At 68.4% G+C, this 15431-nt stretch carries 12 protein-coding genes; 6 read left to right on the plus strand and 6 right to left on the minus strand.

Annotation, left to right across the window (positions count from 1 at the left end; genetic code table 11):
- Positions 1-309: 309 nt before the first annotated feature.
- Both HXX10_RS00720 and tsaA read right to left on the minus strand, forming a co-directional pair.
- Positions 310-972, minus strand: coding sequence for a L,D-transpeptidase (locus HXX10_RS00720; protein WP_296519422.1), 663 nt, complete (start codon positions 970-972; stop codon positions 310-312).
- Between the two features lie 344 nt (positions 973-1316).
- On the minus strand, positions 1317-1868 hold the full coding sequence (gene tsaA, locus HXX10_RS00725; RefSeq protein ID WP_296519423.1) for a tRNA (N6-threonylcarbamoyladenosine(37)-N6)-methyltransferase TrmO: 552 nt from the start codon (positions 1866-1868) through the stop codon (positions 1317-1319).
- A gap of 262 nt (positions 1869-2130) precedes the next feature.
- Between tsaA and HXX10_RS00730 the strand changes: the two genes are divergently transcribed.
- The 6 genes from HXX10_RS00730 (at position 2131) to HXX10_RS00755 (ending at position 12359) form a co-directional block, all read left to right on the plus strand.
- The gene (locus HXX10_RS00730; protein ID WP_296519424.1) at positions 2131-3126 is read left to right on the plus strand and encodes a metalloregulator ArsR/SmtB family transcription factor; all 996 of its coding nucleotides are present in this window, start codon (positions 2131-2133) and stop codon (positions 3124-3126) included.
- Positions 3127-4074 carry a methylenetetrahydrofolate reductase [NAD(P)H] gene (gene metF, locus HXX10_RS00735; RefSeq protein WP_296519425.1) on the plus strand — a complete coding sequence of 316 codons (948 nt, stop codon included), beginning with the start codon at positions 3127-3129 and terminating at the stop codon, positions 4072-4074.
- A gap of 193 nt (positions 4075-4267) precedes the next feature.
- Positions 4268-4582: a hypothetical protein gene (locus HXX10_RS00740; protein ID WP_296519426.1), complete on the plus strand. Its 315-nt coding sequence runs from the start codon at positions 4268-4270 to the stop codon at positions 4580-4582.
- Positions 4579-8334, plus strand: a complete 3756-nt coding sequence (metH, locus tag HXX10_RS00745; RefSeq protein WP_296519427.1) for a methionine synthase — start codon at positions 4579-4581, stop codon at positions 8332-8334. Before HXX10_RS00740 ends, metH begins: the two co-directional genes overlap by 4 nt.
- A gap of 19 nt (positions 8335-8353) precedes the next feature.
- Positions 8354-9049, plus strand: coding sequence for a VTT domain-containing protein (locus HXX10_RS00750; RefSeq protein ID WP_296519428.1), 696 nt, complete (start codon positions 8354-8356; stop codon positions 9047-9049).
- A gap of 148 nt (positions 9050-9197) precedes the next feature.
- Positions 9198-12359, plus strand: a complete 3162-nt coding sequence (locus HXX10_RS00755) for an N-6 DNA methylase (protein ID WP_296519429.1) — start codon at positions 9198-9200, stop codon at positions 12357-12359.
- 10 nt (positions 12360-12369) lie between these two features.
- Here the strand turns inward: HXX10_RS00755 and HXX10_RS00760 are convergent, their stop codons facing one another.
- The 4 genes from HXX10_RS00760 to HXX10_RS00775 form a co-directional block, all read right to left on the minus strand.
- Complete coding sequence (locus HXX10_RS00760; RefSeq protein ID WP_296519430.1) at positions 12370-12972, minus strand: cysteine hydrolase family protein; 603 nt, start codon at positions 12970-12972, stop codon at positions 12370-12372.
- 201 nt (positions 12973-13173) lie between these two features.
- Entirely contained in the window at positions 13174-13422 is a 249-nt protein-coding gene (locus tag HXX10_RS00765; protein ID WP_296519709.1) for a hypothetical protein, read from the minus strand.
- Positions 13391-13855 (minus strand): protease inhibitor I42 family protein, encoded by a 465-nt coding sequence (locus HXX10_RS00770; RefSeq protein WP_296519431.1) that lies wholly within the window; start codon positions 13853-13855, stop codon positions 13391-13393. The genes HXX10_RS00765 and HXX10_RS00770 overlap by 32 nt, the downstream gene beginning before the upstream one ends.
- Before the next feature lie 94 nt (positions 13856-13949).
- Positions 13950-15257, minus strand: a complete 1308-nt coding sequence (locus HXX10_RS00775; protein WP_296519432.1) for an amidase — start codon at positions 15255-15257, stop codon at positions 13950-13952.
- Between the last annotated feature and the right edge of the window lie 174 nt (positions 15258-15431).

The raw sequence follows: 15431 nt of genomic DNA on the forward strand, positions 1-15431 counted from the left end.
GTCGAATTAATGGATCCGGAAAGGAAACGCAGTTCTCGTGAGATGATTAAAAGATCGTGCGCGACTAAACTTTCAGAACGAGTATTAGCCCGCGGCTCGACGGTCCGAATGTCGCCGTTATGCACGGCTGGCGGCCCTTTTTCTCGGGCCCTCCATGAAAAAGGCCGGCCCCGGGGGCATCCGGGGCCGGCCAAGTGGAGTGAGGCTCAGAGAAGACGAGTGTTGTGAGACGTTTTGCTGTTCAGGACAGTAGAACCGATTTGTTCTTCGGCGCGGGCCGGCACGGGCCCGCTCCGTCTCGCGTGAAGCTCAGCCGCGGGGGGCGCTGGTGCTCTCCACGTGGCGGTCGCGGCCCGACAGGACGATCACCCGGGTGCCGACAGTGACGCGCGAATAGAGGTCGATGACGTCGGCGTTGACCATGCGGATGCAGCCCGACGACACGCGCTCGCCGATCGTCTCGGGCGCGTTGGTGCCGTGGATGCGGTAGATGGTGTCGCCGAGATAGAGGGCGCGGGCGCCGAGCGGATTGTTGGGGCCGCCGGCGACGAAGCGCGGCAAATAGGGCTGGCGCCGCACCATCTCGGTGGGCGGCGTCCAGTCGGGCCACTCGGCCTTGCGGGTGATCGACTGCGTGCCCGACCACCGGAAGCCGTCGCGGCCGACGCCGATGCCGTAGCGGACCGCGCGGCCGTTGCCGAGCACGTAGTAGAGATAGGTGTTGGCCGTATCGATGATGATGGTGCCGGCCGGCTCGCTGGTCTTGTAGTCGAGGGTCTGCCGGCGGAAGCGCGACACCTGCTCCAGCGGCGCCTCGTCGCGCGGGATCACGGTGTCGGTCGGGGCGACGGCGGCCTGCGGCGTCAGCACGGGCGCGAACAGCGCGAATGGATTGGCCGACGCCGCACCGGTCAGCAACAGGCCGGCGACGGATGCGGCGATGATGGAACGAGCTAGAGCGAAGTTTGTCATGACACCCCCCGTGTTCCCCGCCTTTGTGTCAGATGAGGTCTTCAGGCGGTTCAAACCGGAAAGGCGCAAATTTAATTGCAATTTAAGACATCTCGGGAGAGCCGCGCGGCGGCGCCCCGGCCGATGGCCGCCGGCGCCGGTCGCCTTCAGATAGAGGCGATTTTTCGGGGCTTTTTGCGCATCAGATGGCGGACCGCGCGCCGCCGCGCCGGCAATGATTCGTCAACCACGCCGCGAAATCGCCCGGCGATCGCCATGAACCCGACTGTCCCGACGGGCGACGCGGGGGGGGCGACACGCCGTCATACCCAGGTCGCGCCAAGCTCCGGCATGGGATGCGCCGGTCAGCTCTTGCGGGCGGCGTGCCAGCCGACCACGGCGTCGGCGACCGCGTCGGTCGAGGCGAAATAGGGTTTGAGGTCGAGGAGCGGCGTGCCGTCGAGGCAGTCGAGCCCGATCACCGTGAGACGGGTGCCCTCGACTGCGACCAGCCGCGCCACGCTGGCGGCGATCGGGTTCGGCCGCACCGGCGAGCGCAGCGCGAAGGTGCCGCGAGGCTCGCCGTAGTGTCGCGGCGCCTGCACGACCAGGTCGCGGCGGGCCTGGTGCATCCAGTAGAGCACCAGCAGATGCGTGCAGGTCTCGACCCCGGTCAGCCCTTGGGCGTAACGCGGGTCGAGCTCGATCGTGCAGACGGCATCCGACTGGCGGGCGTTGCGCGGGCAGTCGCCGCGGTGGTGCCAGGGCGTGCGGACGCGGCCGATATAGAACAGCCCGGCATCAAAGCCCTCCGGAAGCGGAACGGCGACCTCGCCGGGCCGCATTCGGTCCTCCTCGCTCGCCTCCGGATCGTGGCCGGCCGTGGCGGCGAAGGGGCGGTCGGGCGGGGAGGTCATGCGACTGGGTCCTGTCGGCGCTCGCCCCGGCCCCCGTGCGTTGCGGTAACAAGGAACCGCCGTGCGGGTCCGCCGGTCGGCGGCACATTGCGGATTTATTAGCAAATGAGCGGGCTTTTCAATGTCGGCGGAGGCGAGCCGCAAGCCTCCGACACGGGGTCATTCAAGATCGCCCTGTTCAAGGCATAAAGATATCTTTATGTCTGGAGCGATACGTGCCTATATGAGGCCGAACCGGAACCCAGTCTCGGGACATGTCCGCATGGGCGCACGCTTGAGCTTCGACGACCTGAGCACCGCCCTCAAGGCGGCGGCCGAGGAGACGCGGTTGAGAATCCTCGCGCTGCTCGTCGAGAGCGAGCTGACGGTCTCGGACCTGACCGACATTCTGCGCCAGTCGCAGCCGCGCATCTCGCGCCACCTCAAGTTGTTGGCCGAGGCCGGCTTGGTCGAGCGCTTCCGCGAAGGCTCGTGGGCCTTCTTCCGCGCCGCCGAGCAGGGCGAGGCGGCCGCGCTGGTGCGGGGTCTCCTGGCCCGGCTCGACTCCGCCGACCGGACTCTCGGGCGCGACCGCGAGCGCCTCGCCGCAGTGCGGGCGGCCCGCAACCAGGCCGCCCAGGCGTATTTTGCCCGCCACGCCGCCGAGTGGGACCGTATCCGCCGCCTGCATGCCGGCGACGAGGCGGTCGAGCAGGCGATCGCCGAGGCGCTCGCCGACAAGCCGTTCCGCTCGCTGCTCGATCTCGGCACCGGCACGGGCCGCATGCTGGAGCTGTTCGGGCCGACCATCGAGCGCGGCCTCGGCATCGACCTGTCGCGCGACATGCTGGCGCTCGCCCGCGCCCGGCTCGACCGCGCTGGCTTGCGCAACGTCTCGGTGCGCCACGGCGACCTGTTCGACCTCGCCATGCCGCCCGACTCCTTCGATGTCGTCATCCTCCACCAGGTGCTGCACTTCCTCGACGACGGCGGCCGCGCGATCCGCGAGGCGGCGCGCGTGCTGCGGCCGCAGGGCCGGCTGCTGGTAGTCGACTTCGCCCCGCATACGCTCGAGTTCTTGCGCGAGCAGCACGCCCATCGGCGGCTCGGCTTTCCGCGCGAGACCATCACCCAATGGCTGGAACAGGCGGGCCTCGAGCCCGGGCTGCATCGCGTGCTGCCGCCCGAGCCGGGGTCCGACGGACAACTGGCCGTCACGTTGTGGCTGGGCCGTGATCCGCGGATCGCGATCGCCGCCGAAACCCGCGAGGTCGCCTGAATGCCGTCCGCACCCGAACCCCGCGCCAGCCGCGTCCCGCATCGCGGCGCCGGCATCCGCGTCTCCTTCGAGTTCTTCCCGCCCAAGACCGAGGAGATGGAGAAGACTCTTTGGGAGTCGATCGAGCGGCTGGCGCCGCTGCGTCCCGCCTTCGTCTCGGTCACATATGGGGCCGGAGGATCGACGCGAGAGCGCACGCACGCGACCGTCAAGCGCATCCTCGACGAGACGGCGCTGACGCCGGCCGCGCATCTCACCTGCGTCGCCGCGACCCGTGACGAGGTCGACGACGTCGTGCGCGGCTATCTGTCGGCGGGCGTGCGCCATATCGTGGCGCTGCGCGGCGATCCGGTCGGCGGCATCGGCACGGCCTATGCGCCGCACCCGGGCGGCTATGTCAACGCCGCCGATCTGGTCGGCGGCATCAAGCGGCTCGCCGCCGCCGAGCAGGCCGACATCGAGGTGTCGGTCTCGGCCTATCCGGAGCGCCATCCAGAGAGCCCGTCGGACGCCGTCGATCTCGACATGCTGGCCGCCAAGGTGGACGCCGGCGCGAGCCGCGCCATCACCCAGTTCTTCTTCGACAACGATCTCTATCTTCGCTACCTCGACCGCGTGCGGGCGCGCGGCATAACCATCCCGATCGTGCCCGGCATCCTGCCGGTGCAGAACTTCAACCTGACGCGCTCGTTCGCCGGCAAGGCCGGCGCCTCGATCCCGGCCTGGCTCGCCGACCGCTTCGCCGGCCTCGACGACGACCCGGCGACCCGCAAGCTGATCGCCGCCGCGGTCGCGGCCGAGCAGGTGTTCGACCTGGTCGATCGCGGCGTCACCGAGTTCCACTTCTACACGATGAACCGCGCCGACCTGGTCTACGCGGTCTGCCATCTGTTGGGCCTGCGGCCCGTGGCGGCGGCCGTGGCAGCGACGGCCGAGGCAGCGGCGTAAGCCCCTCCTTCACCTCCCCCTGGAGGGGGGAGGTCGGACCGCGTAGCGGTCCGGGTGGGGGTGACAGCGTCGCCGGTGCGTGGGGCCTCACCCCACCCCGGTGCGCGCTTCGCGCGCCCCGACCCTCCCCCTCCAGGGGAGGGTGAAGCGAGCTTCCCTATTTATAGGGGGGGGTGAGTTTCGGGAGAGCGCGATGACCGAAATGGAGAATGCGGTGTTGTCGGCAGTGCGTGAGATGAGGGCCGAGATGGATCGCGGGTTCCGGGATCTGAAAGGCCAGATCCGTGACCTGGAGGCGCGCATCGTGGCGTTCGATCTCGAGATTGGCGCGGTCAGGAAATTCGCCGCTGGCGACTCCCTGGTCGGTCGCTATGCGGCCGCCGCCGTGGAAAATCGTCTCGCCGCCATCGAAGCGCGTCTGTCGACTCTCGAGCATCGCACCTTATCCGTGGTTTCAATCGTCAACCGAGCCTCTCGACCGCGAGAGGAGAGAAAGCCAGAAGAATGACCAAGCTCCTTGCCCCGTCCGAAACAGAGACCGCGCTGCGCGCGCTGGCGCGTGAAAAAATCCTGGTGCTGGACGGCGCCATGGGCACGCAGATCCAGGATCTGAAGCTCGACGAGGCGGCCTTCCGGGGCGCGCGCTTTGCCGACTTTTCGCGGGATCTGCGCGGCAACAACGATCTCCTGATCATCACCCGGCCCGACGCGGTGCGGGCCATCCATCTCGCCTATTTCCGCGCCGGCGCCGACATCGTCTCCACCAACACGTTCTCCTCGACCCGCATCGCCCAGGCCGATTACGGCCTGGAGGAGGTGGTCACCGAGCTCAACGAGGCCGGCGCCCGGCTCGCCCGCGAGGCGGCCGTCGCGGCCGAGAGCGAGGACGGGCGGCGCCGTTTCGTCGCCGGCGCCATCGGCCCGACCAACCGCACCGCCTCGATCTCGCCCGACGTCTCCAATCCGAGCTTTCGCGCCATCACGTTCGACGAGCTGCGGGTCGCCTATGCCGAGCAGGTGAGGGGCTTGATCGCCGGCGGCGCCGACCTCTTGCTGATCGAGACCGTGTTCGACACGCTCAACGCCAAGGCGGCGATCTTCGCCATCGAGGAGGTTCTGGAGGAGCTCGGCCGCCGTGTGCCGCTGATGATCTCCGGCACCATCACGGATCTGTCGGGCCGCATGCTGTCCGGCCAGACGCCCGAGGCGTTCTGGAACTCGGTGCGGCACGCCAAGCCGCTCACCATCGGCCTCAACTGCGCCCTCGGCGCCAAGGAGATGCGCGCCCACATCGCCGAGTTGTCGCGCGTCGCCGACACCCTTGTGTGTGCCTATCCCAATGCCGGCCTGCCCAACGAGTTCGGCCTCTACGACGAGAGCCCGGAGTTCATGGCTGGGCTGTTGGCCGAGTTCGCCAGTGCCGGCCTCGTCAACGTGGTCGGCGGCTGCTGCGGCACCACGCCGGCCCATATCCGCGCGATCGCCCAGGCCGTCGCCGGCAAGGCGCCCAGGGAGGTGGCGCAGCCGAAACCGTTTCTGCGGCTCGCCGGGCTCGAGCCGTTCACGCTGACGCCCGAGATCCCGTTCGTGAATGTCGGTGAGCGCACCAACGTCACGGGCTCGGCCAAGTTCCGAAAGCTGATCAAGGCGGGCGACTACGCGGCCGCGCTCTCGGTCGCGCGCGATCAGGTGGAGAACGGCGCCCAGGTGATCGACGTCAACATGGACGAGGGCCTGCTCGACTCGCAGGAGGCGATGACGACCTTCCTCAATCTGGTCGCTGCCGAGCCCGACATCGCCCGCGTGCCCGTGATGGTCGACTCGTCCAAGTTCTCCGTCATCGAGGCCGGCCTGAAATGCATCCAGGGCAAGGCGATCGTGAACTCGATCTCGATGAAGGAAGGCGAGGAGGCGTTCGTGCGCCAGGCCCGCACGGTGCTGCGCTACGGCGCCGCAGCGGTCGTGATGGCGTTCGACGAGCAGGGCCAGGCCGATACGGTCGCGCGAAAGACCTCGATCTGCAAGCGCGCCTACGACATCCTGGTGAGAGAGGTCGGCTTCGCGCCCGAGGACATCGTGTTCGATCCGAACGTCTTCGCGGTGGCGACCGGTATCGAGGAGCACGACGGCTACGGCCTCGCCTTCATCGAGGCGACCCGCTGGATCAGACAGAACCTGCCGGGCGCTCATGTGTCGGGCGGCGTCTCGAATCTCTCCTTCTCGTTCCGCGGCAACGAGACGGTGCGCGAGGCCATGCACTCGGTCTTCCTCTATCATGCCATCCAGGCCGGCATGGACATGGGCATCGTCAATGCCGGCCAGATGGCCGTCTACGACGACCTCGATCCGGAGCTGCGCGAGGCCTGCGAGGACGTGATCCTCAACCGGCGGAAGGACGCGTCCGAGCGGCTGCTGGCGGTCGCCGAGCGTTATCGCGGCCAGACCCGCGAGGCGAAAGAGGCGGTCCTCGAATGGCGCGGCTGGCCGGTCGAGAAGCGGCTGACGCATGCGCTCGTTCACGGCATCACCGATTTCATCGCCGAGGACGTCGAGCTGGCCCGACAGGCGTCGAAGCGCCCGCTCGACGTGATCGAGGGGCCGCTGATGGCCGGCATGAACGTCGTCGGCGACCTGTTCGGCGCCGGAAAGATGTTCCTGCCCCAGGTGGTGAAGTCTGCGCGCGTGATGAAGCAGGCGGTCGCCTATCTGATGCCGTTCATGGAAGAGGAGAAGGCGAAGAGCGGCGACACCCGCAAGAGCGCCGCCGGCAAGATCGTGCTCGCCACCGTCAAGGGCGACGTCCACGACATCGGCAAGAACATCGTCGGCGTCGTGCTCCAGTGCAACAATTACGAGGTGGTCGATCTCGGCGTGATGGTGCCGGCGACGAGGATCCTCGAGGCCGCCAAGGCCGAGCAGGCCGACATCGTCGGCCTCTCCGGCCTGATCACGCCGTCGCTCGACGAGATGTGCCATGTCGCCGCCGAGATGGAGCGCCAGGGCTTCGATGTGCCGCTTCTCATCGGAGGAGCCACGACGAGTCGTGTCCACACGGCGGTCAAAATCGATCCGAACTATCGGCGCGGACAGGCCGTCTATGTCAACGATGCGAGCCGCGCCGTCGGCGTGATGTCGGCGCTGCTGTCGAAGGAGCAGAGCGGGCCCTATATCGACGAGGTGCGGCGCGAATACGCAAGGCTCGCTGCCGCGCATGCCCGCGGCGAGGAGCAGAAGAAGCGACTCACCCTCGCCGATGCGCGGAAAAACGCGCTGAAGCTCGATTGGTCGGCCTACGCGCCGCCGAAGCCGAGCTTCCTCGGCTGCCGCGTGTTCGAGGCCTACGACCTCGCCGAGCTGGTGCCCTATATCGACTGGTCGCCGTTCTTCTCCACCTGGGAGCTGGCGGGAAAGTACCCGGCGATCCTCGACGACGGCAAGGTCGGCGAGGCGGCGCGGGCGCTGTTCGCGGACGCCCTGAAGATGCTGGATGCGATCGTGCGCGAGGGCTGGTTCAAGGCCTCGGCCGTGGTCGGCTTCTGGCCGGCGGCGGCGCAGGGCGACGACATCCTGCTGTATGCGGACGAATTGCGTGAAAAGCCGGTCGCGACCCTGCACACGCTGCGCCAGCAGCTCGCCCGGCGCGAGGGCCGCGCCAATGTGGCGCTCGCCGATTTCGTCGCCCCGCTCACCAGCGGTGTGCCCGACTATGTCGGTGGCTTCATCGTCACGGCCGGCCTCGGCGAGGATGCGGTCGCCGACCGCTTCAAGGGCGCGAACGACGACTACTCGTCCATCATGGTCAAGGCGCTGGCCGACCGTCTCGCCGAAGCCTTCGCCGAGCGCATGCACCAGCGCGTGCGCCGCGATTTCTGGGGCTACGCCCCCGAGGAGAGTTTTGCGGCCGGCGACCTGATCGCGGAGAAATATCGTGGCATCCGGCCGGCGCCGGGCTATCCGGCGCAGCCCGACCACACCGAGAAGGGCACGCTGTTCGAGATGATCGGCGGGGCTGAGATCGGCGTGTCGCTCACCGAGAGCTTCGCCATGTGGCCGGGCGCCTCGGTGTCTGGGCTCTATTTCAGCCATCCGGAGGCGCATTACTTCGGCGTCGGCAAGATCGAGCGCGACCAGGTCGAGGACTACGCGGCCCGCAAGGGCTGGACGGTGGCGGAGGCCGAGCGCTGGCTCGCGCCGATCCTCAACTACGACCCGGGCTCGCTCTCCGACGCGAAGCGCGCCGCTTCGGTCGCGGCCGAGTAGGGGAGCCGGCGCGAGCGCGATGATGGGACCGGCTCGCGCATCGCGGCTGCCCGGCGTGGTCAAGGCCGCGGCCGCGATCCTGGTCGTCGCCGCCGTGGCGCTGGCCTGGCGCTTCACGCCGCTGTCTCAGCTCGCCGACATCGAGCGCCTGCGCGGCGTGCTGGCCGGATCCGGCCCCATGCAGGCGCCTCTCGTCGTGCTGATCCTTTTCGTGGTGGCCGGCCTGCTCGCCGTCCCGGTCATGCTGCTGATCGCGGCGACCGCGATGGTGTTCGGCTTGTGGCTCGGGCTGCTCTATTCCGGCGTCGGCCTGCTGGTGGGTGCGACGGTCGGCTTCGCCGTCGGCGCGGTGCTCGGGCAGAAGCCGTTCATCCGCCTGCTCGGGCCGCGTCTCGACCGGATCCGTCGTGCGGTGACGCGGCGCGGTGTGCTCGCTGTCGCCGTCATCCGGGTGCTGCCGGTCGCGCCCTTTGCGGTGATAAATCTTCTGGCCGGCGCGAGCGGCGTGCGGTTCGTCGACTTCATCGGCGGCACGGCGCTCGGCCTCGCGCCCGGGCTGGTCGCCATGTCGGCCTTCGGCGAGCAGCTCGTCGCCGCCGCACGCGAGCCGACGCCGGGGCACGTTGCTACGGCCGTGGCGGTGCTCGCAGTGTGGATCGGCGTCGTGGTCGGCGTACAGGCGCTCGCTTCACGGATCGGCAGCCGTGCACCGTGAGACCGCCGGCCGTCAGTCCGTGGACGGGGCGGGCCCGGCCTCCTAACCTGTCGCCGCCATGGTTCTCTTCGCAGCAGCAGGACTCGACCTCGGCGATGGGGAACGGGGCGGGCGGACTCGGCGGTTCGGGCTGCCGCGGGCCCTGCGCGTGCCGCTTCTCGACCACAAGGTCGTATCCGAAGCCCGGACGCGCTTCGCCTTCAATCCGACCGAGCGCCAGCTCTCCGCGGCGGCGAGCTACGCCAGGACGGCCAGAAGCCCCAAATTCGCGGTCCAGAAGGAAACCGCTGTCCGGAACCTGTTTTTCGAGAAGGTTCTGGGCGACATCCTCGGTTACACGCCGTTCGATCCGGAAAACCCGTACACGCTCGCGTTCGAGCGGCCGATTCGCCGCGGAGCCTTGGATGTCGCGCTTGGTCGGTTCGGAATGCCGGGCAGCGCGGACGAACTCGTCGCTCCATTCGAGCTGAAGGGCCCTGGAACGGACGACCTGGACGCCGTGATGCCCGGGCGCGGCCGCAGCCCTGTCCAGCAGGCTTGGGACAACGCCATCGATGCGCCGGGCTCGCGATGGGTGCTGGTGTCCAATTGCGTGGAGATTCGCCTTTACGGCTTCGGGCGCGGGCGCGACGCCTACGAGGTGTTCGATCTCGGCAAGCTCGACGATCCCGACGAGCACGCGCGATTGTGCCTCCTCATGTCCGCGGAGCGCCTTCTCGACGGTGCGACGGACGATCTGCTGCGGAGGACAGACAGCGCCTACAGGGACATCACCAATACTCTGTACGTCGAATGCAAGGCGCTGCGGGACCGGTTGATCGCGTTTCTCGTCGATTCGTCCGACGGGCCGGGTCTCTCGACGCCGGCAGGGATCGAGCTGGCCCAAAAGCTCCTCGACCGCATCCTGTTCGTCGCTTTTGCGGAGCGCACGGCCCTGTTGCCGGACAAGCTGCTGGAACGCGCGACGACGGCGAGCAACGAGTTCGATCCGAAACCGATCTGGACGAACTTTCAAGGACTGTTCCGTGCTATCGACCGCGGCAACGCCCGGCTCGATATCTGGTCGTACAACGGCGGTCTGTTCGCACCCGATCCTGTCGCGGATGCGCTGGTCCTGCCCGATCCGCTCGCCACCGACCTCGCCTCGCTCGGGCGCTGGGACGATCGCAGCGACGTGCCGGTCACCGTGCTCGGACACATCTTCGAGCAGTCCATCACCGACTTGGAGGCTCTTCGTGCCGAGAGCCGCGGCGCGGCGCCACCGAAAGTCTCCAAGCGCAAGCGCGAAGGGGTCGTCTATACACCGGATGTCGTCACCCGGTTCCTGGTCGAGCGCACGGTCGGAAAGACGCTCGACGAGCGGTTCTCTACTCTGCTCTCGGTGCATGCCGCCACGTCCGAGCTGCCGTCCGACGGCGACCCCATTCCCTGGCGTATGGAGGACTCGGAACGGGCATTTTGGCGCGACTACGCGACCGCGTTGCGGGGCCTCACGGTGATCGATCCCGCGTGCGGCTCGGGGGCGTTTCTGGTGGCCGCATTCGATCTGCTCGCGGCCGAGTATCGGCGGGTTTCAGAGCGGCTTCTCGCGCTCGGCGAGGCGGTCGAATTCGATTCATTCGACGAGATCGTCACGCGGAACCTGCATGGCGTCGACCTCAATGCGGAGTCGGTGGAGATCACGCGGCTCGCCCTTTGGCTCGAGACGGCGCGCAGCCGGCACCCGCTGTCGAATCTCGAGGCGACCATCAAGGTCGGCAACAGCCTGATCGATGATCCCGCCTTCACGGATCGTCCGTTCGATTGGCGGGCGGCTTTTCCGGACGTGTTCGCGGCGGGTGGCTTCGACGTCGTGATCGGCAATCCGCCCTATGTGCGGATGGAGCTGATCAAGCCCATCAAGCCGTATCTCGAGGCGCACTATGGAGTGGCGGCCGACCGTGCCGACCTCTACGCCTACTTCTTCGAGCGCGGTGTCCATCTGCTCAAGCCGGGCGGGAGGCTCGGCTACATCTCCTCGTCGACGTTCTTCCGCACCGGCTCGGGCGAGAACCTGCGGACCTTCCTGGCGGCCAACGCGGTGGTCGAGGCCGTGGTCGATTTCGGCGATCTCCAGGTGTTCGAGGGCGTCACGACCTATCCGGCGATCCTGACGCTGCGCAAGGGCTCGCCCGGTGCAGCCGACGCCCTGTCTTTCATGAAAGCAGATGCACTGCCGAAGGACCTGGAGGCGGAGTTCGTCGCCCGTGCTCTGCCGATGCCGTGCGCTCGGCTCGGCACCGGGTCCTGGCAGTTCGAGGACGCGCCGCTTGCGGCGCTGCGCGACAAGATCGTGCAAGGCAAGCGGACGCTCGGCGAGGTCTACGGCGCGCCGTTGCGCGGCGTCGTCACCGGGCTCAACGATGCCTTCGTGATCGACACGGCGACCCGCGACCGGCTGGTCGCCCTGGACCCGCGGTCGGCGGAGCTCCTGATGCCGTTCCTGCGCGGCGAGAACGTCAAGCGCTGGCGGGTCGAGCCGGAGGGCTTGTTCCTGATCAACATTCCGAAAGGCAAGATCGACATCGACGCCTATCCGGCGATCCGCGACTGGCTGCGGCCGTTCAAGGAGAAGCTGGAAGAGCGTGCGACCAGGCAAGAATGGTTCGAGCTGCAGCAGGCCCAGCTCGCCTACCAACCGAGATTCGCCGCTCCGAAGATCGTCTGGCCGCACTTCCAGATCGAGGCGTCATTTGCTCTCGATCGTTCGACTGCGTTCTTGAACAACAAGTGCTTCTTTGTCCCCCGGGACGATGGGTTTCTGCTTGCTTTTCTGAACAGCCGTTGTGCCTGGTTTCAGCTCTTCGCGTCGGGGCGCTTGAAACGCGGTGGCTATGTCGAGGCGGAGGCACAATACATCGCGCAGCTTCACCTCCCCGATCCCGCACCGCTCGATCGCGACCGGCTCGTCGAGCTGGCGGCGGTCTGCTCCGAGCGGGCGGTGGCGCGACTTGGGATCGAGGCTTCCGTGCAGCGTCGCATCCTCGACTTGGCGGGGACGCTCGACGCTCCGCTCTCCCGCAAGCTCGACGAATGGTGGACGCTCGACTTCGCCGCCTTTCGCGCCGAGGCGAAGCGGGCGTTGCACGCCGACGTCCCGGTGCGGGAGCGAGCCGAGTGGGAGGCCTATCTCGCCGAGAGCCGCGCCGCCGTCGACAGGCTGACGGCCGAGATCACAACGGCGGAACGCGAGATCGACGCGATCGTCTACCGCCTGTTCGACCTCGCGGCCGACGAGATCGCGCTGTTGGATGCATCCGTCGCCGGTTAGGACCGCCTGCTCACTCCGCCAGCAAGTCGGACGTGGCCACGATGGTGGCGAAGCGGTCGGCGAGCGCGGCGAGCGCGTTGCGGTGAACCTCGGCGGCCGGGATGGTGGCGCCGGTCAGCGGATCGCGCAGGTCGCGGGTCGCAGTCGCGGTCGATACCACGGTCGACTTGAGGCCGAGATCGATGGCGGCGCGCGCGGTCGCCTCGATGCACATGTGCGTCATGAAACCGGCCAGCACCAGCGACGAGCGGTGCAACGCGTGCAGGCGGTCGGCCAGATCGGTGCTGGCGAAGGCGTTGGGCAGGCTCTTGGTCAGCACCGGCTCGCCCGGCGCCGGCGCCGCCGGCGAGGCGATCTCGACGCCGCGGCTGCCGGGCGCGAAGACGCCACCGCCGCCCTTGCCGTGGTGAACGACGTGAATGATCGGGGTGCCGAGCGCGCGGGCGCGGGCGAGCAGCCGGCCGATCTCGTCGAGCGCGGCATCGACGCCGGCGAGCGGCAGATGGCCGTCGACATATTCGCGCTGGGCGTCGATCACCACCAGCACGGCGTCGGCGAGGCGGGCCGGAACCGGCGTCACGCCGGCGAATTCGAGGAGGGTTTTGGGGGGCATCGCGGACTCCGAGGGTCATGCAGCAGCATGTCTCGATCGAACGGCGCCGGAACACAAGGCTCCGCCAAGAAAACAATCTCCCGAGACAAACCGACGCCGGAGAAAAACAAATGGCCCTAAAAATACAAACACCGGAGAAACGCGTTCTCCGGTGTCCCTGCGGCGGTGCTGCCCGCCCTTGTCTCGAAATGCGTTAACCGATCAGAACGCGCCCAGCACGATCGCCGTGACAAAGACGAACACGGCACAGATCGCGACGCGGTTCATGTCGATCGTGTAAACCACAGTGGTCTCCTCGGTACCATTGACCGGAGCGGACCATAGCACACCGCCAAAGCGTTCTGAAGTCGGAAACGATTGCGCACTGCACCACCACAGTGCGCTGCGGGAGTTGTTTTTCTCACTATTTGCCAAGTGATCAGCGCACGTCGACGGAGACCAGATGCTCACGCACCGGATGCTGCTCCCACGGGCGCTGATAGACGAAGCGCAAATCTGCGTGACAGACCGACTGGGCGCGCAGTTTCCAGCGATGCAGGCCGGCGGCCCCGATCGCGGGCGCGTTGCCGCCGCGCTGCTGGTGGCCCAGATCCGTGATCACGACACAGGACGGTGCGCCGCTCGCTGTGTCGAGACGCCACGCATAGCCGGTGGTGAGGTTCTCCTCGAGCACGATCGTGGTCTCCTCGCCGGGCGCCAGCCGGAGCGGAGCCGCGGTGCTGCGCATCACCGGCGGCAGAGGGCTCGTCTGGGCGGCGGCCGGCATCGCGGACGGTGCGGTCGTCACCAGCAGGCCGGCGAGCAGCAGGGCGGATGCCGGCTGTGCAAACGCGGAACGACTTGTCGGGATCGCGGCCGAGCAGGCCGTTCGGATGACACCCATCATGTCCTCGTCGCGCGCACGCGCAGTGCACGCCATGTTTACGCAAAATGCACACCAAACCGTCGTCGCGCGCCGCCTTACGACGCGCCCAAGGTCACGCGCCCGAAGCCGCGCGGCCGGAAGCGATGACGCGCTCGACGAACAGCGCCGCTTCGAGGGCCGCCCGGTCACGTCCGAAGCGGCCGACGACCTGGACGCCGAGCGGCAGGCCCGACTCGTCGATCAGGCCCGGAACATTGATGCACGGTGTCCCCATCAGGGTCCATAGTCGGTTGAATGTCGACTGTCCTGTCGTGGCGAGCCCGCGCGGTGCGGCGCCGGGCGCCGACGGTGTCAAGAGCACGTCGACCTCCTCCATCAGCGTGGCCAGCGCGTGACGGGCCCGCTCGGCGATCCGGCACGCCTGGTCGTAGTCGTCGGCGTGCAGCGTCGCGGCATCGTCGAGGAGCTGGCGCAGGTTGGGGCCGAGCTTTTCGCGATGATGGTCGTACTCGTAGGCGAGCGCCCGATAGGCCTCGTAGTCCTGGACGATCGCATGGGCCCGGAACGCCTCCTCGAGCACCGGAGGCAGCGTCACCTCGCGCAACGTGGCGCCGGCTGCCGCGGCGGCTCGTGCCGTGCGCTCTACGGCCGTCTGCATGGCGGGGCTCGCCTCCGGCCAGACATGGGTGCGGGCGAGGCCGATGCGCGGCGCCGCCGGCGCGTCGCCGTCGACCCGCAGGTCCCGCCCGGTCAGGGCGGCGGCCGCGTAGGCGACATCGGCGACTCCAGCCGCGAACAGGCCGGGCGTGTCGAGCGACCACGAGAAGGTTTTGACGCCGACCGTCGGCAGCACCCGGAAGGACGGCTTGTAGGCGGCGACCCCGCAGAAGGCGCCCGGACGCACCACCGAGCCGCCCGTCTGGGTGCCGATGGCGATCGGCACCATGCCGGCCGCCACGGCGGCCGCCGAGCCGGAGGACGAGCCGCCCGGCGTGTGCTCCGGATGGTGCGGATTGCGGGTGCCGGCCGGGTCCAGGAAGGCGAACGGCGTCGTCACGGTTTTTCCCAGCACGAGCCCGCCGGCCCGCTTCACCATCGAGACGAGGGCGGCGTCGGCCCCCGGCCGGTTTTCGGCGTGGATCGGGGAGCCGTGGCTGGTCGGCAGATCGGCGGTATCGAAAATGTCCTTGATGCCGACCGGCAGGCCGCGCAGCGGTGTCGCGGCAAGCCGCTCGGGGGCGGCAGCGGCGCGGGCGCGGGCGCCGGCGAGGTCGAGGCTGGCGAAGGCGCCGATCCGCTCCTCGTTCGCGGCGAGCGCGGCGGCACAGAGCTCGACCACGTCGGCCGGCGACATCTCGCCCCGCTCGATGCGGCGGGCGAGGTCGAGCGCCTTCAGGGGCTGCACCGGCGGCTGCGGCATGGGCGCTGTCCTTCGTGGCGGGGGCTTTTTGGCGGCGTCGGGTGTGTGTGGCGAAAAGCGGCGGCGCCGGCAAGCCGCTGGGCCGGTTTCCGGCGACGGGGCGTGGCGCAAAAACCGCATGGGCGGTGCAACCGTAGGGTAACGTTGAGGGGTCGTTAACGGACGAGACCGCAA

The organism is Rhodoplanes sp., assembly GCF_013377085.1.
Classification (GTDB): domain Bacteria; phylum Pseudomonadota; class Alphaproteobacteria; order Rhizobiales; family Xanthobacteraceae; genus Rhodoplanes.